Source organism: Phenylobacterium kunshanense (assembly GCF_003254525.1).
Lineage (GTDB): Bacteria > Pseudomonadota > Alphaproteobacteria > Caulobacterales > Caulobacteraceae > Phenylobacterium > Phenylobacterium kunshanense.
Map to the genome: position 1 here is coordinate 327,951 of NZ_QFYS01000003.1, position 16,609 is coordinate 344,559.

Sequence of the window (16,609 nt, forward strand, 5' to 3'; positions counted from 1 at the left end):
CTAGTTCCTGATCGTGCGGCCGGTGCGGAGGAAGTCCGCGACCTTGGCGATGAGAGCGGGTTGGGCGTGGGGCGAGATGCCCTCGGACGGCGCGAGCGGCTCAGCGAGCAGGCGCGTCATGGCGGCGTGCAGCGCCGGTACGTCGTCGACGATCATCAGGCCCGGGGTGTGGCGGAAGCGGTCGGCCGTGTGCAACTGGTGATCGGTCGTGTGTTCCTTGAGCTCCGCCCGACGCGGCATCAGCAGCATCTGCTTGCGGATCTCGAGGCCCTGCAGGATCGATCCCATGCCGACGTGCGCGACGAAGAGCGTGCACTCTTCCAGACGGCGCCGATATTCCTGGTGCGGCATCATCCGCACGAACGGCGCATGGCGCGGCTCGTAGGCGCCTTCGCCAATCTGGATGAAGACCTCTTCCTGCGGGTTCTGGGCGGCCCACTCGTCCACGGCCTGGACGAACCGGTCGAACGGCAGCATCGAGCCGACGGACGCGAAGATCATACGACCGCCCCCCAGCACTCGACGCCTTCCCGCGCGGCCACTTCGGGCCACTGGGAGACGACGCGATGCGCCAGCTTCCGCGCCAGGCGACCCGACGTCGACATGCGTTCGGAGTTGGCGATGCTGTCCACCCACAGTGTCCGGGCGCCCATCAGGCGGCCCAGCAGGATGAACGCCAGCATCGGCGCCGAACCGGTCGTGACGATCGCGCGGGGCCGCTCCTTCAGCAGGATCGCTACGGCCTTGAAAGCCACGGGCAGGAACGACTTCAGGTCGAACCGGGACGCATCGGGAATCACGTAGTAGCGGCTGCCGGCCACCTGTTCGGCGTAGCTGTCGAACATCGAGACATAGGCGGTGTCGAACGACTCGAACGCCGGGCGCAGCCGCTGCAGCTGCACCCAGTGTCCGCCGCCGGACGCGAGCGCCAGGAGCCGGGGCTTGCGTGGGCTCATCCGGTCAGCGACCCAGCACGCGAGCCAGCAGTCCGCGTTGACGCGGCGCCGGGGCGGGCGCGCCCATGGCCGCCGCGGCCGGCGGCTCGGCGAACGCGCGGGCCCGGATCAGTTCCAGCGTGTAATCCGTCTCGGCCGCGCTGCGGAAGTCGTTGACGTAGTCGCTGCTCGAGGCGGCCGCCGCGGCCGCAAAGCCCTCCATCTGCGCCGAGTACTCCTCGCCGCGCAGGTAGTAGCCGATCGGCGGCGTCAGGTCGGTGATGTAGCGGACCGTCCAACCCTTGTTGTAGCCCGGGGGCGGGTCACCCTTGAGGTAGACCTGCAATTCCTGGCGGTCGGCAGAGATCTTGCCTTCGTCGCCCCAGACCGTGATCCGGGTGGTCATCTTGCGCATGGTCTCGTCGGACCAGTTGACCGACACTTGGCCGGTCACGCCGTCGTGGAAGCGCAGATTGGCGTACACCGCGTCCTCGACATCGGCCGAATACTGCTTGGTCAGGTCGGCGCCGATGCATTCCACGGGCCGGCCGACGTACCAGTTCATCAGGTTGATCGGGTGGGCGGCGTAGTCATAGAGGCAGCCGCCGCCTTCGCTCGATTGGCTGCGCCAGGTCTTGCCGACCGGCTTCAGCACCACCGGTCCGTAGGACTCGGCATGGACGTGGCGGATCTTGCCGATGGCGCCCGAGGCCAGCAGCCGTTTGGCTTCGGCGAACGTGCCGACGAACCGGTTATGATAGCCCGCCTGGCAGACGAGGCCGCGCCGAACGCCTTCGCCGGCGAGCTCGTCGCTGACCGCCGCCGAAAGTGTCAGCGGCTTCTCGCAGAACACGTGCAGCCCGCGGGCCAGCGCCTCGCGGATCATGCTGTCGTGGAAGCGCGTGGGGGTGGCGATGATCACGGCCTGCAGGCCGGGCTGCGCGATCGCCTCGGCGTAGTCCGGCACGTAGGTGAGGCCGCAGTGCTTCTCGACCATGTTGCCGAGCATGGCGAAGCTGTCGCAGACCGCAGTGACCTTCAGCCCCTGCGTCGCGTTCGCGATGGCCAGGTGGGAGACGCCCATCTTGCCGAGGCCGACCACAGCGACATTGATCCGATCCGCGCCGCTCATCGCACCTCCTCAAGGCTGCCGCCCACACGCACACGTCGTCAGGCTGAGCACCCGCGACGACCCGTTACTCCGGATAAGGAGGAGGTTCGTAAGGAAGGGTTATCGCAGTTTCAACCTCGCAGCCGCCGCGCGCAGGGCACGGGTCGTCTGGGGCCTGCGGAAAGCCTCGCGTCACCCCCAAACCTGCGGCCTGCGCTCCTTCCATGGCGCTTCCTTCTCGAGCTGGCCGGCCAATCGGAACAGCGTCGCCTCGTCGGCGTAGCGGGCGGTGAACATCATGCCGATGGGCAGGCCGCTGGCATCCATTTCGAGCGGCAGGCTGAGCGAGGGCTGGCCCGAGAAGTTGAAGGGCGGGGTGAACGGGAAAATGCGGCCCTGCCGGCGGTTCACTTCCTTCGGCTCCAGGTTTACCGGGTCGATGAAGCCGATCTCGGGGACCGGCGTGCCCAGCACGGGGGTCAGGTAGACGTCCACGTCCTCGAAGAAGGCGAGGGTCTGCCTGTTGAGCATGCGCGTCTCCTGCAGCGACCGGAGGGCGTCGGCGCCGGTCTGGCGGCGACCGGCCTTCAGGGTGGCCCAGGTGAGAGGCTCAAGCTCATGCTCCTCCGGCTCGCGGCCGACGCGCTCGATGAGGCGGGCCATGCCGGCGGCGAAGTTGGAGGCGGCCGCCGCGCCGCGCGAGGCGTAGAGGGCGCGGTAGTCGATGCCGAGCCCGCGTTCGATCACTTCGTGGCCCAGGCCCTTCAGCAGGGCGGCGACGCGCTCCAGCGCGGCCTGGATCTCTGGATCGATGGGGCGGCCGGACGGTGTCTCGGACGACCAGGCGATTCGCAGTCGACCAGGGCTGCGGCCGACCTCGTCCAGATAGGGGCCGGACTTGGGCGGTGGCGGGTAGGGCGCCGCCGGATCGGGAAAGCCGGTGGCGTCCAGCATGGCGGCGGAATCGCGGACCGTGCGGCTGACCACATGGTCGACGACGTTGCCCAGGGCGTAGTCGAAACCGTCGGGCAAGTTCGGATTGCGGTCGCGGGTCACCTTCAGGCCGACGAGGCCACAGCACGCGGCCGGGATGCGGATCGAACCCAGGCCGTCCGAGGCGTGCGCGAGCGGAACCATGCCGGAGGCGACCGCCGCGGCCGATCCCCCGGACGATCCGCCGGCGATGTGGCCGGGGTTCCAGGGGTTGCGGCAGGGCCCCAGATGGGCGCTCTCCGTCGTGCCGGTGATGCCGTATTCGGGCGTGTTGGTCTTGCCGAGCGGGATCACGCCTGCGGCGCGATATCGGGTCGTGAGTCCGCCGTCGGCCTCGTCCACCACCTCGCGGGCAAAGCGGCTGCCATGGCTGTTGGGCCAGCCCGCGACCGGCATTCCCAGGTCCTTGATCAGGAAAGGCACGCCCTTGAACGGCCCATCGGGCAGGTCACCCGCCGCCCGGCGCCGCGCCTCGTCGAAGGCGCTGAAAACCACGGCGTTGAGGGTCGGGTTGTGGCGCTCGATCCGGGCGATCGCGGCATCCACCAGTTCGACCGGGCTCACCTGTCCTCGGCGCACCAGGTCGGCGAGGCCGAGGCCGTCGTGTTCGGCGTAGTCGTCCATCAGTGGGCTCCGGACAGGAAGGCGAGCTTCTCGACCGGACCCAGCGCCGGCGCCTGGCGCTTGAGGACGGCGAAGGCCGCCTCGGCCGCATCCAGCGTCTGGTCGATGTCGGCCTCGGTCATGGCGGCGCACAGGAACATGTTGTGCCAGGGGTGGACGTAGACGCCCCGGCTCAGCATCTCGGACGAGAAGCAGAAGCCTTTCCTGAGGTCCGGGTCGTCGTCGAACAGGAAGAGCGGCATGGTCGCCGGCCCGGTCTGCCGGAAGCCGAAGCCGGCGGCGCGGGCGCGGGCGTCGAGGCCGGCCCGGAGGCGATCGCCGAGGGCGGTGATCCGTTCCAGGTAGTCGGTCTCGCGCACCAGCCGCAGGGTCTCCAGCGCGGCGGCCATCGTCGCCGCCTGGAACCAGAACGAGCCGGTCACATAGACCGAGGCCGCCGCCCGGCGTGCCTTCTCATTGCCCAGCATGACCGACAGCGGATGGCCGTTGGCGAGGCACTTGCCCCAGGTGGAGAGGTCGGGCGAGACGCCCAGCCGGCTCCAGGAACAGTCGCGAGACAGGCGGAAACCGGCGCGCACCTCATCGACCACCAGCAGCGCTCCGGTGCGGTCGCAGAGCTCGCGCGCCTTGCGGGCGTAGGCCGCGTCGGGCTCGGCCTGATCGATGAAGGCGTCGTGCCGGAAGGGGGCGGCGAATATGGCGGCCAGATCGTCGCCGGCCTCCGCGACGGCGGCCTCCAGGCTGGCGACGTCGTTGTAGTCGCAGAAGATCTGGTGGGCCCGGTCGCTGTCGATCACACCGGCCGGCCTTGGCGTGCACCAGGGCAGGGCGCCGTGATAGGCGCCCTTGGCGCGGACGACGATGCGGCGCTTCGTGTGGGCGCGCGCCGTCGTCAGGGCCATGGTCGTGGCGTCCGTCCCGTTCTTGCAGAAGATCGCCCAGTCGGCGTGGCTGACCATGCGGACCAGCGTCTCGGCCAACTCCACCATCAGGCCGGTGGGGCCGGTCAGGGTGTCGCCCTGCCCGAGTTGGCGCACGAAGGCCGCGTCGATTTCCGGGTGGGCGTAGCCGAACAGGTTCGGACCGTAGGCGCACATGAAGTCGAGGTAGCGGTTGCCGTCCGCGTCCCAGATGTGGGCGCCTTCGCCACGCTCGAAGAACTGGGGGTAGTCGTCAGGCAGAAGGCCCACGGACTGATGCCCGTACATCCCGCCCGGGATCACGGCCGCCGCTCGCTCCCGCAGCTCGCGGTCCCGGCTGTTCGATTGCGTCATCCCGCGCCTCCCTTATCGTTGTTCATGAGCTTAGATCGCCGAACCCGCGCCTGCACAGCCGGATGTTTGACGGGTCTCAAGGCCGTGACCACCGGGGCGGGGCATAGGAAATCATGGTCGAGACTTCTCACTTCCAACAGTTGCTGAGCGCAGCCGCCGCTCAGCCGCAGCCTCAACGTCTGCTGTTCACGTTCGCCACGGTCGAACTGCCCGACGACGCCACCGTCCAGCAGCGGGAGCGGTTCCTGGCGGGCCGCGGCGGCGCCGTGGCGCCCCTGATGTGCGTGGACAAGGCGCCGGACGAGATCGCCGACTTCGAGGCCCTGGTTGCGGAGTCCCGGCGGGCCGGTCCGCCCTGGCAGATGGTGTTCGCGGCCAGCCTCTCGGGGGTGGATGACCGACCACCCTCCAAGGCCGAGATCGAGACCGCGCTGCAGGCGATGGTGGATGCGGTGCGCCTGGGGGCGGTGGGCCGGTTCGCGGCCTACGACGCGAGCGGCGAGCACCTGCACTTCGGCTGATACGCCGGACTGCATCTGCCGGCGCCGACTCCATGTAAACGCCGAGCATGTCGCTGCCGGTGCGCCTTGGCCTGTTCTATTCGGCGATCTTCGTCGGCGCCGGAGTCAGCTCGCCCTACCTGCCGGTATGGTTCGCCCATCACGGGCTGAACGGCGCCCAGATCGGCCTCATCCTGTCGCTGCCGATGCTGGCCCGGGCGTTCACGGCGCCGCTGATCGCGGTGTGGGCCGACAGCTTCAGACTGCGGCGCACGGCCCTGATCGTCATGAGCCTCGCCGTCACCGCCGCCTATACGGCGATGGCGCTGCCGCTGGGTTTCGCCGGCTGGACCGTCGTGTGGTTCGTGGCCTCGTCGACCTTTTCGACCCTCTCGCCGCTCACCGACGTCATCGTGCTGAACAGGGCCCGGCGGGACGGATTCAACTACGGCTGGCCGCGCGGCATCGGCTCGGTGGCCTTCATCATCGCCAACATCACCATGGGCGCGATCCTCACCTGGGGCTCGCCCGACCTCGTGCTCGTCTGGATGGTTGCGGCGGTGGCGCTGACGGCGCTAGCGGCGCGGGTGCTGCTGCCGCCCGATCCGGTACATGAGGAGGGGCACGTCGCCACGGCGTCCGACCGGTTTGCGGGCCTCGGCGACCTGCTGCGCGACCCTGGCTTCATGCTCGCGGCCGTATCCGCCGGCCTGATCCAGTCGGGCCATGCCTTCTACTACAGCTTCTCGACCTTGGCCTGGAAACAGCAGGGCATCCCGGAAAGCCTGACCGGCGTCCTGTGGGGCATCGCCGTGGCCGTCGAGGTAATGTTCCTGTGGTTCATGGAGCCATGGCGGAGGCGCGTGGGGCCGCGCAACCTGCTCGCGCTGGGGGCCGTGGCCGCCATCGTCCGCTGGACCGCCCTGGCGTTCGCCCCGCCGCTCTGGCTGATCCTGCTGCTGCAGCCACTGCATGTGCTGAGCTTCGCGGCGACGTTCCTGGCCTCGCTGCAGCTCGTGGAGCGGCTCTCCACCCCGCGGAACGCCTCGGCGGCCCAGGCGATCAACTCGGCGCTTTCCGGCGGGGTCCTGATGGGGGTGGCGACGATGGCGTCGGGGCCGCTGTTCGACAGGTTCGGCGCCCAGGGCTATCTGCTCATGTCGGCCATGTGCCTTGCAGGCTTGATCGGGGCCCTTCGACTCTATGGAGTGCGCCGACTGGATCCAGCCTGAGGAACTCCGATGACCCGCCTGTTCGGCTGCGTGTGCGGCCAGTTTCACAGTCCCGGAGCCGGCATGGGCCTCGCCGCCGAGCGGGTCACCGTGCCGATCCCGTTCTACGTCATCGAGCATCCGGATGGCGTGGCGCTGTTCGACGCGGGCCTGCACGACGACATGCAGGCCGCCGAGGACCCCTATCGGCAACAGCTCCGGCGTCAGGGCATGGACGTGTCGCTGACGGCCGAGGAAACCGTGGCGCATCACCTCGAGCGGCTGGAGATTGACGCGGAGAAGGTGCGCTACGTGGTGCTTTCGCACCTGCACTTCGATCACGCGGGCGGGCTCAACCGGCTGCCGAACGCCACGTTGGTCGTCCAGTCGCGGGAGTGGGCGGCCGGAGCGGACGACGAGACGGCGCGGCGCTATTTCCTGCCGAAACGATTCTTCGACCTGGGCCATGAGGTACGGCTGGTCGATGGCGAGCACGACCTGTTCGGCGACGGGTCGGTCACCTGTCTCCCGAGTCACGGCCACACGCCGGGGCATCAGTCGCTGCGGGTGCGAAGCGCCCAGGGCGACCACATCCTCGTGGGCGACGCCTGTTACACCGCCGAAGCCGCTATGAACCGCACGTTCCCGGCCTTCGCCGACCAGGCCGCCATGAACCAGGCCCTGGACGCGCTGCTGGCGCGTCGCGATCGCGACACGGTGGTGATCTATGGCCACGATCCGGGCCAGTGGGGCGACAAGGCGCTGCTGCCCAGCGTCCGACCCTGACGTGGGGACAGACTTGCGGGCGACCTGACCCCGCCCCCAAATCCCCGGCGGGAGGATCATCATGCGCGCACTGAACGTCGCCGCCCCGTGGGGCCTGGACGCCATCAAGATTGTCGAACTGCCCGACCCCAAGCCCGGCCCGGGCGAGGTGCTGGTGCGGATGAAGGCCGCGTCGCTGAACTATCGCGACTGGCTGATGGTCAACGGCATGTACGGCCGCAGCTCGGCCACCACCACCGACGTGATCACGCCCTTTTCCGACGGCTGCGGCGTGGTGGAGGCGATCGGCGAGGGCGTCACCCGCTTCAAGCCGGGCGACCGGGTCGCGACGCTGTTCTTCCAGGGGTGGATCTCCGGGCCGCCGACCGTGGAGAAGGCCGTCACGTCGCTGGGCTTTCCGATTCCCGGCGCGGGCGCGGAACTCCAGACGTTCAGCCAGGAGGGCCTCTCCAAGGTCCCCGACTTCCTGACGGATCAGGAGGTGGCCACGCTGCCGTGCGCCGCGCTGACGGCCTGGCGCGCGCTGTTCGAGGACGCGAGCCTCCAGCCGGGCGACACCGTCGTGCTGCAGGGCACCGGCGGGGTGTCGATCTTCGGCCTGCAGTTCGCCCATGCCGCCGGGTACCGCACCCTCATCACCTCGTCCTCGGACGAGAAGCTCGAGCGGGCCAAGGCGCTCGGGGCCGATCACGTCGTCAACTACAAGGCGACGCCGGCCTGGTCGAAGCCGGTCAAGGCGGCCACGGGAGGCAAGGGCGCTGACTTCATCATGGAGGTTGGCGGCGGCGGCACGATCCAGGAGAGCATGAAGGCCATCCGGATCGGCGGGCACATCTCGATCATCGGTGTGGTCGCCGGCGCCGGCGAACCCTTCAACCCGGCCGGCCTGATCGGCAACGCGGCCAAGCTGCAGGGCGTGTTTGTCGGCTCCCGCGACATGTTCGAGGCCATGTGCCGGGCGATCGAGCTGCACCAGATCCGGCCCGTGGTCGACAAGGTGTTCGCTTGGACCGACGCCAAGGCCGCCTTCTCGGCAATGGCCGCGGGCGAGCACTTCGGGAAGATCGTCCTGGAGTTCTAGCGAGCCGCGAGCGCCGCTTCGACCGCGCTCAGCACGCTGTCCCAGTCTTCCGCCATCGGCTGCCGGAACAGCCGGGCGGACGGATACCAGCGGCATCCGTCGCGGCCGCGCTCATAGCGCCAGTCGGTGCCGACCTGGGCCAGCAGGATCCAGGTGGGTTTGCCGAGGCTGGCGGCGAGGTGGGCGATGGCCGTGTCGACGGAGATCACCAGGTCCAGGCCGGCGATGATGTCCGCCGTCTCCTGGAAGTCGCGCGCGCCGGTGGCCTCGGGCGACAGGTCGCGGCCCAGCGCGCGCAATCGGGCCGCGGCGGCCGGGGTCATTGAGCGGTTGCGATCGTTGGCCTGGCTCGGTCGCCCCTGGACGACGACCCCGACGCCTCCCCGCGATGCGGCGGCAGTCCCACGAAGCGGCGCCGGCGGCGGCAGGTTGTCGAGCGTGACGCCCAGTCGACCGGGCAGGGAGCAGAGGAAGGCCGAACAGTCCCCCGCGGGGATCGGGTCGCTGCCGTCGCCCGCCAGCACCTCGACGCCGAGGCTTTGGAACAGCCGCTTGAGGGGTGGCCCCACGACGAAGCTGACCCGCCCGCTCTGCTCCCTCAGCAACGGCAGGAACCGCGCGAACATGATCTGGTCGCCAAAGCCCTGCTCGCCAACCACCACGATGTGACGTCCCGCCAGGGGCTCGCCCATCCACTCCGGCGAAGGCAGGTCGAGCCGGGGCATCGGCGTGGCGGGGTCGCGGCGCCGCGCCTCCATCAGCGGCCAACCCTCGGCATATCGCCCCTGGGCCATCAACTGGCGGCCCAGGCTGTTCTCGGCGCTGGCGACGCCCGGCGCCAGCTCCAGCGAGCGGCGCAGCAACGCCTCGGCCTCGGCATGACGTCCGAGCGCTGCGAGCAGCACCGCCAGGTTCTGCAGGATCTTGGGATGCTCGGGCAGCGCCCGATACATCGCCTCGGCCTTGTCGAGAACACCGGCCTGATGCGCGGCCAGGGCCGCCTGGAAACGGGTGTTGAGGTCGGTCACGGCGCCGGTCTCACGCGGCGGTGGCTCTCTCCGCGGGCGCTGCACGGGCCACCAGCGAGCTCAGCGCGAAGCAGACGAAATCGCCGAGCGTGGTGACGAGCCTGAAGAGAGCCGCGAGGATGAGGGCATTGGATGGGCCGGCCAGCGGCGTGATCATCGCCACGAGCAACGCCTCGCGCGAACCGATCCCGCCGGGGGCGCCCGGCGTCGCATAGCCCACCAACCATGCCAGATTCGCTATCGCGGCCACCGCCACGACTGGTGTGGCGTCGACAGCATGGAACAGCAGGTAGAAGACCGTTCCCTGAAGTCCGAAGAACCCGAGCAGCGCAAAGGGGGACAGCACCAGCGCGGTTTGCGCAGGCACGAAGGGCTGGAGGCGGCTGATACGTCGGCCCGCGACCTGCACCAGGATGAGCACGAGCAGCAACACGGCCGCTACTGCGCTGGCCGCCAAGGACACGGTCGCGGCCGGCAGTGAGGCGATCTCGATAGGCCAGAACATGAGGAGCAGGGCGGCGACGCCGAGGGCGGTCGAGGCCATCAGCACGACCTCCCAGGCCGTCGCCGTCAGCGCCGCCCGATGCGTCACGCCCTGCTGCTTCAGCCAGACGTGCCGCCCCACATAGTGGAAGACGTTGCCGGGCAGGTACTTGGCGACCTGCGTCACCCCGAAGCTGGGCCAGGTCACGAAGCGGGAAAGCCGGCCTTCGGCGACGCCCGACAGGATCTGATGCCAGGACTCGCCGATGAACATCATGCCGACGCCATAGGCGACGGAACAGGCAAACAGGAGGCCGGCGGTTCTCGGTGTGGGGCTCCAGGTCGACAGCACCGCCCAGTGCTCACGCGCCTTCCAGGCCAGGAAGATCAGCGCGACGACAACGATCGCGCGACCACCCCAGCGGACCAGAAAACGGTAGTCTTTAGGTGCCGCCATGTCGGAGGAGCGTGGTCTCGTCGGGATAGGGCAGGCAGGCGGTGAGCCCTCCTGTCGTTTCGGCCCTCAGCCCGGAAGCTGCGATGGCCGCCCTATAGCGAGGCCGTCGGCTGTTGTCGAACACGATCATTCCGCCTGGGGCCAGGCGGTTCCTGGCCACATCCAGGCACGCGCCCCGCGCCCGACCATCCACGACAATCAGGTCGAACGATCCCTCGGTCTCATCAATGGCATGGACATAGCTATGGAACGTCCTGCCCACCCAACCCGGCTTCTCCGAGGCGTATCGCCTGTCGGCATGCGGGGTGTCGTCCGCTGGCCGGAACTTGAGCGTGGCGTTCGGAAAGTCCCGCAGCTTGGCCGCGACCACATCCGCCCACGACCCGTCGTGCTCGACGCTCGTCAGTTCGGCCACCCGCTTGGCCAACCACACCGAGCTGGCGCCGCTGCCGTACTCAAACGCCCGCGCGTTCGGACGCTGCTTGAGGAAGCCGTCGACCTTGTCCAGGGCATCGAGCGTCCACCAGGCCAGGTCGAGGCGCGTCATCTGGTCGATGTCATAGATGGCGAAAAGGCTGCGCGCCCACCGGGCGCCTCGGCTGCCGGGACCTTGCTTCTCCAGCGCCGAGAGAAGGCCGACGCTCGCGGCGACCGGCCGAACCGCTCGCACGCCGGCGACATAGAGGCGCTTCAACTGACTCATGTACCCGCCACCTCACACAGCCTTGGAAGTTAACCAAAAAATATAGGATTGAACGTGTAACGGTCGTGCATGCCTGCACTGGGGGAAACCGTGAAGCTCATCGTCCAAATTCCATGCTTCAACGAAGAGCACACGCTCCCTCAGACTGTCGCCGACATTCCCCGCAACATTCCGGGCGTATCTCGTGTCGAGATACTGATCATTGATGACGGTTCGACCGATCGAACCGTCGAGGTCGCCCGTGAACTCGGTGTCGACCATATCATCATAAACAAGAAGAATGTCGGCCTGGCCAGAACATTCCGCAAGGGTCTGGATGCTTGTCTTGCACTTGGTGCTGACATCATCGTCAATACGGATGGCGATAACCAGTATTTTGGGGGCGATATCCCCAAGCTAATTCAACCGATCGTTGAGGGTAAGGTCGACGTCGTCGTTGGTGACCGGCAAACCCATCTCATCAATCACTTCTCGTCGTCCAAGAAGGCGCTGCAGCGGTTCGGTAGCTGGGTCGTGCGCAATTTCTCGCAGGTGGATGTTCCGGACGCGGTCAGCGGCTTCCGCGCGATCTCCCGCGAAGCAGCGTTCCGCCTGAATATCGTCTCGCCGTTCAGCTATACGATCGAGATGCTGATCCAGGTGGGCTTCAAGGGCATGTCTTTCACCAGCGTGCCCATCCGGACCAATCCGAAGACCCGGGAATCTCGACTGTTCAAGAGCATCCCAGCCTTCATCCAGAAGTCCGGGCTGACGCTGGTTCGCATGTATTCGATGTACCAGCCCCTCCGTGTCTTCACGATGCTTGGGGTGGTTCTGACACTCATCGGGACGATCCCGATGCTTCGGTTTCTCTACTACTATCTCTTCGCCAGCGGCGAGGGGAAGATCCAGTCGCTGATCATTGGCTCGGCGCTGCTCACGTGTGGCGTTCTCTGCCTGGCGCTGGGCTTGCTGGCGGACCTGCTGGCTCAGAACCGCCAGCTCATCGAGATCTCCCTCGAGAAAATCCGCCGCATCGAAGACCGCATGGAGAGCGAGCGCCGCTCGTAGTCCGTCGGGTCTTCACGTACTTCGCGCGACCCCGGGCCGGATCCGGTCGCGGGCCCAGGTGATCAGGGTGACCGCGCCGTACGCTGCGACCAGGATGAGCAAGGTCGACACCAGGTAGCGGTAGCGAAGCAGCGGGTAGACCGCGATATAGGGCAGCGACGGCAGGACGAGCGCCGCCGTCACGTAGAGCCAGCGCCACTGTCGGGCGGCCAGAACGGCGACCAGGGTCAGAAAGCCCGCGAGGGCTGATGCGGCCACGAGCAGCCGGCGCATTTCAACGCCTGATCCGCGGTCCGAGGTGAACCGGGTCCACAGCCATGCCGGCGGCGCGTAGAACTCCACCAGGTTGCGGGCGCGGATCTTCCAGACGTCTTCGGGGTGGGCTTCGCGCCACGCGCGCGCCTCCAGGTTCAGCTCGCGATTGAACTCGACCTCGCCCACGTCGAGATAGTGGCGACGCGCGGCCTCGCCCATCAGGGGGCTCACTTCCCGGAACCGCTTGAGGTCGTCGGCCTGAATGTCGTCTGTCCGGACGCGTCCCTCATGATAGGCGAGCGCCATCGATATGCCGCTGCCGGTCCGCAACGGGACGAACTTCCCCAGTACGGCCTCGTTTCGAAGCCCCCACGGGACGAGAACCGCTGCAACGATGGCTATGGCCACCAGGACCGGCGCCGGCCAGCGGAACGGATGGACCCGGCGCAGGAACAGCAGGCCGATGACGCCGCTTGTGGCGATCGCCGCGGCGGGACTGACGAGAAAGACCAGGCCATTCAGGGCGCCGAGCCCCAGCAACGGCTTCCATCCGATCTCGTCGCGCTTGTCGAGGCGCAGGCAGATGAGCAAGGTCGTCAGCAGCAGAAGTGCTGCGAGCGCGCCTTCCCAGACCCGGAATGCCGACGACTCGAGCCCCAGTTGGATCGGCGTCAGAGAAGCCGCAGCGACCCCGCCGATCCGAGCCCAGGCCCCGACGCCGAGTTCGCGCATGACCCGCTCACCGGCGAAAATGGAGCCACCGACGCAGCCGACGGCCCATAGGGTCAGCGTCAGTTCGGCAGCCGGGGATCCAACTCCCATCAGCGTGTAGACCAGCGCCGCCGGCAGCGGCGTTGTCGGCATCAGGTGCGCCGTGGGGCCCGTGCCGAGTCCGAAGGCTTCCGCGAAGCCGCGTCCTTCCGCCAGCGCCCGGGCGATGAAGAACGCTTCGCTGTTGATAGGCGCCAGGTGACCGTTCAGGGTCCAAAGCAGGCGCAGCGCCGCGCCAGCCAGGATCAGCCCGATGACGACCCATGTCGCGGTCCGGTCCGAGAGGGCTAGCCGCCCTGCCGTCGGCGCGCCAGTCTTCTGCGGCTTGTCGCCGACCCGGTCCTCAAGTCCGCCCACGGAACGCCACCCCTCACCCCAAGGCCGCGCAGCATAGGAAGCAGGGGCCGCCCGTCAATTCACGGTGAGCCCTCAGATCCCCGGATCGAACCCGGTTTCCAGCCACTCGAAGATCTGTTCGGCGGCCTCTTCGGCGCTTCTGGCGGTGGTGTCGATGCGGAGTTCAGGGTTCTCCGGCGCTTCATAGGGGCTGTCGATGCCCGTGAAGTTCTTGAGCTGGCCGGCGCGCGCCTTGGCGTAGAGGCCCTTGACGTCGCGCTTCTCGGCCTCGGCCAGGGGCGTGTCCACGAAGACCTCGACGAACTCGCCGTCGCCCATCAGCTCGCGCGCCATCCGACGCTCGGCGCGGAACGGCGAGATGAACGAGACCAGGACGATGAGCCCCGCGTCCACCATCAGTTTCGAGACTTCCGCGACGCGGCGGATGTTCTCGACGCGGTCCTCGTCGGTGAAGCCGAGGTCCTTGTTCAGGCCGTGGCGGACGTTGTCGCCGTCCAGCAGGTAGGTGTGGCGGCCCTCGGCGGCGAGGCGCTTCTCCAGCAGGTTGGCGATGGTCGACTTGCCCGAACCGGAGAGGCCGGTGAACCAGACCACGCGCGCCTTCTGGCCCTTGGCGAGGGCGCGAGCCGCCTTGGAGACGTCGGTGGCCTGCCAGTGGATGTTCTGGCTGCGGCGCAGGGCGAAGTGCAGCATCCCGGCGCCGACCGTGCGGTTGGTCATCCGGTCGATCAGGATGAAGCCGCCCAGGTCCTTGTTCTCGGCGTAGGGGTCGAACGCGATCGGCGCCGAAAGGGCCAGGTTGCAGACGCCGATCTCGTTGAGCTCCAGCCGCGTGGCGGCCAGCTTCTCCAGCGTGTTGACGTTGACCTTGTGCTTGGGCTCGGTCACCTGAGCCGTGACCGTGCGGGCGCCCAGCTTCAGCAGATAGGGCCGACCGGGAAGCAGCGGCTCCTCGTCGAACCACACGATGGTGGATTCGAACTGATCGGCGACTTCCGGCGGCTGGCCGGCAGCCGAGATCACATCGCCTCGGCTGATATCGATCTCGTCCTTGAGGGTGATCGTCACCGACTGGCCGGCGACGGCCTCGGGCAGGTCGCCCCGGAAGGTCACGATGCGCTCGACGGTGCTCTCGCGCCCGGAGGGGAGGGCTTTGATGCGGTCACCCGGCCGGATCACGCCCGAGGCCACGAGGCCCGAGAAGCCTCGGAAGTCCAGGTTCGGCCGGTTCACCCACTGAACGGGCATGCGGAACGGCTTGCCCTGCAGCTCGTCCTCTACCGGCGCCTCTTCCAGCCAGCGCATCAGCGGCGGGCCGTCGTACCAGGGGGCGTTGGCGCTGTTCTCGGTGATGTTGTCGCCCTTGAGCGCCGACATCGGGATGGCCGTGAACTGCTTGATGCCGATCTGGGCCGCAAAGTCGTGGTACTCGGCCAGGATGGTGTCGAAGACCTCCTTCGACCAGCCGACCAGGTCCATCTTGTTGATCGCCAGCACCACGTGGCGGATGCCGAGCAGGCTGACGAGATAGCTGTGGCGGCGGGTCTGGGTCAGCACGCCCTTGCGCGCGTCGATCAGGATTATGGCCGCGTCCGCCGTCGAGGCGCCGGTGACCATGTTGCGCGTGTACTGCTCATGGCCGGGCGTGTCCGCGACGATGAACTTGCGCCTGTCGGTCGAGAAGAAGCGATAGGCGACATCGATGGTGATGCCCTGTTCCCGCTCGGCGGCGAGGCCGTCGACCAGGAGGGCGAAGTCGATGTCGCCACCCTGGGTGCCGACGCGCCGCGAGTCCGCCTCGAGGGCCGCGAGCTGGTCCTCGAAGATCATCTTGGAGTCGTAGAGCAGGCGGCCGATCAGGGTCGACTTGCCGTCGTCCACCGAACCGCAGGTCAGGAAGCGCAGCAGCGACTTGTGCTCGTGCTGGTGCAGGTAGGCGGCGATGTCCTCGGCGATGAGAGCGCTCTGGTGGGCCATCAGAAGTAGCCCTCCTGCTTCTTCTTCTCCATCGAGGCGGCCTGGTCGTGGTCGATCATCCGGCCCTGGCGCTCGGAGGTGGTGGTGAGCAGCATCTCCTGGATGATCTCGGGCAGGGTGGCGGCCGTGCTCTCGACCGCGCCGGTCAGCGGGTAGCAGCCCAGGGTCCGGAAACGGACCGACTTCATCTGCGGGGTCTCGCCCTCGCGCAGCGGGAAGCGCTCGTCGTCGACCATGATCAGCGTGCCGTCACGCTCGACCACCGGCCGCTCGGCCGAGAAGTAGAGCGGCACGATCGGGATGTTCTCCAGGTAGATGTACTGCCAGATGTCGAGCTCGGTCCAATTCGAGATCGGGAACACCCGGATGCTCTCGCCCGGGTTCTTGCGGGTGTTGTAGAGCCGCCAGAGTTCCGGCCGCTGGTTCTTGGGGTCCCAGCGGTGGCCGGCCGAGCGGAACGAGAAGATCCGCTCCTTGGCGCGGGACTTCTCCTCGTCGCGGCGCGCGCCGCCAAAGGCCGCATCGAACCCGTACTTGTCGAGCGCCTGCTTGAGGCCCTCGGTCTTCCAGATGTCGGTGTGCTTGGCGCTGCCGTGGTCGAACGGGTTGATGTCCTGGGCCACGGCTTCGGGGTTCTGGTGGACCAGCAGCTCGAAGCCCAGTTCCTTGGCCATGCGCTCGCGCATTTCGTACATGGCCCTGAACTTCCAGGTCGTGTCGACGTGCAGCAGGGGGAAGGGCGGCTTGGACGGATAGAAGGCCTTGGCCGCAAGGTGCAGCATCACCGCCGAGTCCTTGCCGATCGAGTACAGCATCACCGGGTTGTCGCACTCGGCGACCACCTCGCGCATGATGTGGATGCTCTCGGCCTCCAGCCGCTGGAGGTGGGTGAGGGTCTTGGGAGTCACGAGACCTTCTACGGCGGGCGGACGGGAAAGGACGCTGGCGTCCATGGCGGACCTTACCTCAAAGCAGTTGAATTCCCGCGCGCCTGTCGCGGCAGGGTGGCCCCG

General features: G+C 67.9%; 16 protein-coding genes. 5 read left to right on the plus strand and 11 right to left on the minus strand.

The features are described from left to right. The 5 genes from DJ019_RS09650 to DJ019_RS09670 all read right to left on the minus strand — a co-directional run bounded on the left by DJ019_RS09650 (position 1) and on the right by DJ019_RS09670 (position 4,937). Positions 1-501, minus strand: a complete 501-nt coding sequence (locus DJ019_RS09650) for a glycosyltransferase (RefSeq protein WP_111275803.1) — start codon at positions 499-501, stop codon at positions 1-3. After that, positions 498-956 carry a glycosyltransferase family protein gene (locus tag DJ019_RS09655; protein WP_111275804.1) on the minus strand — a complete coding sequence of 153 codons (459 nt, stop codon included), beginning with the start codon at positions 954-956 and terminating at the stop codon, positions 498-500. The genes DJ019_RS09650 and DJ019_RS09655 overlap by 4 nt, the downstream gene beginning before the upstream one ends. Before the next feature lie 4 nt (positions 957-960). Then, the gene (locus DJ019_RS09660; protein WP_111275805.1) at positions 961-2,067 is read right to left on the minus strand and encodes a Gfo/Idh/MocA family protein; all 1,107 of its coding nucleotides are present in this window, start codon (positions 2,065-2,067) and stop codon (positions 961-963) included. A 171-nt stretch (positions 2,068-2,238) separates the two neighbouring features. Continuing rightward, complete coding sequence (locus tag DJ019_RS09665) at positions 2,239-3,663, minus strand: amidase (protein ID WP_111275806.1); 1,425 nt, start codon at positions 3,661-3,663, stop codon at positions 2,239-2,241. Then, positions 3,663-4,937, minus strand: a complete 1,275-nt coding sequence (locus DJ019_RS09670; protein WP_111275807.1) for an aminotransferase class III-fold pyridoxal phosphate-dependent enzyme — start codon at positions 4,935-4,937, stop codon at positions 3,663-3,665. The genes DJ019_RS09665 and DJ019_RS09670 overlap by 1 nt, the downstream gene beginning before the upstream one ends. Positions 4,938-5,050: 113 nt before the next feature. Between DJ019_RS09670 and DJ019_RS09675 the strand changes: the two genes are divergently transcribed. From DJ019_RS09675 to DJ019_RS09690, 4 genes are all read left to right on the plus strand, one after another. Further along, positions 5,051-5,458 (plus strand): ribonucleotide reductase subunit alpha, encoded by a 408-nt coding sequence (locus DJ019_RS09675; protein WP_111275808.1) that lies wholly within the window; start codon positions 5,051-5,053, stop codon positions 5,456-5,458. Positions 5,459-5,505: 47 nt separating this feature from the next. Further along, on the plus strand, positions 5,506-6,669 hold the full coding sequence (locus DJ019_RS09680) for an MFS transporter (RefSeq protein WP_111275809.1): 1,164 nt from the start codon (positions 5,506-5,508) through the stop codon (positions 6,667-6,669). 9 nt (positions 6,670-6,678) lie between these two features. After that, positions 6,679-7,434 carry an N-acyl homoserine lactonase family protein gene (locus tag DJ019_RS09685; RefSeq protein ID WP_111275810.1) on the plus strand — a complete coding sequence of 252 codons (756 nt, stop codon included), beginning with the start codon at positions 6,679-6,681 and terminating at the stop codon, positions 7,432-7,434. A 61-nt stretch (positions 7,435-7,495) separates the two neighbouring features. After that, a complete protein-coding gene (locus DJ019_RS09690) occupies positions 7,496-8,515 on the plus strand; it encodes a zinc-dependent alcohol dehydrogenase family protein (protein ID WP_111275811.1) in 1,020 nt (339 codons plus the stop codon). On the opposite strand, the gene DJ019_RS09695 is transcribed toward DJ019_RS09690, so the two are convergent. From DJ019_RS09695 to DJ019_RS09705, 3 genes are read right to left on the minus strand one after another with little or no spacing between them, the layout of a single operon-like run. Then, complete coding sequence (locus DJ019_RS09695) at positions 8,512-9,543, minus strand: glycosyltransferase family 9 protein (protein ID WP_111275812.1); 1,032 nt, start codon at positions 9,541-9,543, stop codon at positions 8,512-8,514. The two genes, DJ019_RS09690 and DJ019_RS09695, sit on opposite strands and share 4 nt — an antisense overlap. A gap of 10 nt (positions 9,544-9,553) precedes the next feature. After that, the gene (locus DJ019_RS09700) at positions 9,554-10,483 is read right to left on the minus strand and encodes a lysylphosphatidylglycerol synthase domain-containing protein (RefSeq protein ID WP_111275813.1); all 930 of its coding nucleotides are present in this window, start codon (positions 10,481-10,483) and stop codon (positions 9,554-9,556) included. Beyond that, positions 10,470-11,186, minus strand: a complete 717-nt coding sequence (locus tag DJ019_RS09705) for a class I SAM-dependent methyltransferase (RefSeq protein ID WP_111275814.1) — start codon at positions 11,184-11,186, stop codon at positions 10,470-10,472. The genes DJ019_RS09700 and DJ019_RS09705 overlap by 14 nt, the downstream gene beginning before the upstream one ends. Before the next feature lie 90 nt (positions 11,187-11,276). Between DJ019_RS09705 and DJ019_RS09710 the strand changes: the two genes are divergently transcribed. Then, complete coding sequence (locus DJ019_RS09710; RefSeq protein WP_111275815.1) at positions 11,277-12,236, plus strand: glycosyltransferase family 2 protein; 960 nt, start codon at positions 11,277-11,279, stop codon at positions 12,234-12,236. Between the two features lie 12 nt (positions 12,237-12,248). On the opposite strand, the gene DJ019_RS09715 is transcribed toward DJ019_RS09710, so the two are convergent. The 3 genes from DJ019_RS09715 to cysD all read right to left on the minus strand — a co-directional run bounded on the left by DJ019_RS09715 (position 12,249) and on the right by cysD (position 16,549). Continuing rightward, positions 12,249-13,619, minus strand: coding sequence for a hypothetical protein (locus tag DJ019_RS09715; protein WP_111275816.1), 1,371 nt, complete (start codon positions 13,617-13,619; stop codon positions 12,249-12,251). A gap of 72 nt (positions 13,620-13,691) precedes the next feature. After that, positions 13,692-15,596, minus strand: a complete 1,905-nt coding sequence (cysN, locus tag DJ019_RS09720; protein WP_111275817.1) for a sulfate adenylyltransferase subunit CysN — start codon at positions 15,594-15,596, stop codon at positions 13,692-13,694. Continuing rightward, entirely contained in the window at positions 15,596-16,549 is a 954-nt protein-coding gene (gene cysD, locus DJ019_RS09725) for a sulfate adenylyltransferase subunit CysD (protein WP_111275818.1), read from the minus strand. Before cysD ends, cysN begins: the two co-directional genes overlap by 1 nt. Between the last annotated feature and the right edge of the window lie 60 nt (positions 16,550-16,609).

Excerpts from the sequence above, each read along its gene's own strand:
- DJ019_RS09700 (WP_111275813.1), bottom strand. The coding sequence starts at position 10,483 with ATGGCGGCACCTAAAGACTACCGTTTTCTGGTCCGCTGGGGTGGTCGC.
- DJ019_RS09690 (WP_111275811.1), top strand. The coding sequence starts at position 7,496 with ATGCGCGCACTGAACGTCGCCGCCCCGTGGGGCCTGGACGCCATCAAG.
- cysN (WP_111275817.1), bottom strand. The coding sequence starts at position 15,596 with ATGGCCCACCAGAGCGCTCTCATCGCCGAGGACATCGCCGCCTACCTG.
- DJ019_RS09705 (WP_111275814.1), bottom strand. The coding sequence starts at position 11,186 with ATGAGTCAGTTGAAGCGCCTCTATGTCGCCGGCGTGCGAGCGGTTCGG.
- DJ019_RS09670 (WP_111275807.1), bottom strand. The coding sequence starts at position 4,937 with ATGACGCAATCGAACAGCCGGGACCGCGAGCTGCGGGAGCGAGCGGCG.
- DJ019_RS09665 (WP_111275806.1), bottom strand. The coding sequence starts at position 3,663 with ATGGACGACTACGCCGAACACGACGGCCTCGGCCTCGCCGACCTGGTG.
- DJ019_RS09685 (WP_111275810.1), top strand. The coding sequence starts at position 6,679 with ATGACCCGCCTGTTCGGCTGCGTGTGCGGCCAGTTTCACAGTCCCGGA.
- DJ019_RS09650 (WP_111275803.1), bottom strand. The coding sequence starts at position 501 with ATGATCTTCGCGTCCGTCGGCTCGATGCTGCCGTTCGACCGGTTCGTC.
- cysD (WP_111275818.1), bottom strand. The coding sequence starts at position 16,549 with ATGGACGCCAGCGTCCTTTCCCGTCCGCCCGCCGTAGAAGGTCTCGTG.
- DJ019_RS09680 (WP_111275809.1), top strand. The coding sequence starts at position 5,506 with ATGTCGCTGCCGGTGCGCCTTGGCCTGTTCTATTCGGCGATCTTCGTC.
- DJ019_RS09660 (WP_111275805.1), bottom strand. The coding sequence starts at position 2,067 with ATGAGCGGCGCGGATCGGATCAATGTCGCTGTGGTCGGCCTCGGCAAG.
- DJ019_RS09655 (WP_111275804.1), bottom strand. The coding sequence starts at position 956 with ATGAGCCCACGCAAGCCCCGGCTCCTGGCGCTCGCGTCCGGCGGCGGA.
- DJ019_RS09675 (WP_111275808.1), top strand. The coding sequence starts at position 5,051 with ATGGTCGAGACTTCTCACTTCCAACAGTTGCTGAGCGCAGCCGCCGCT.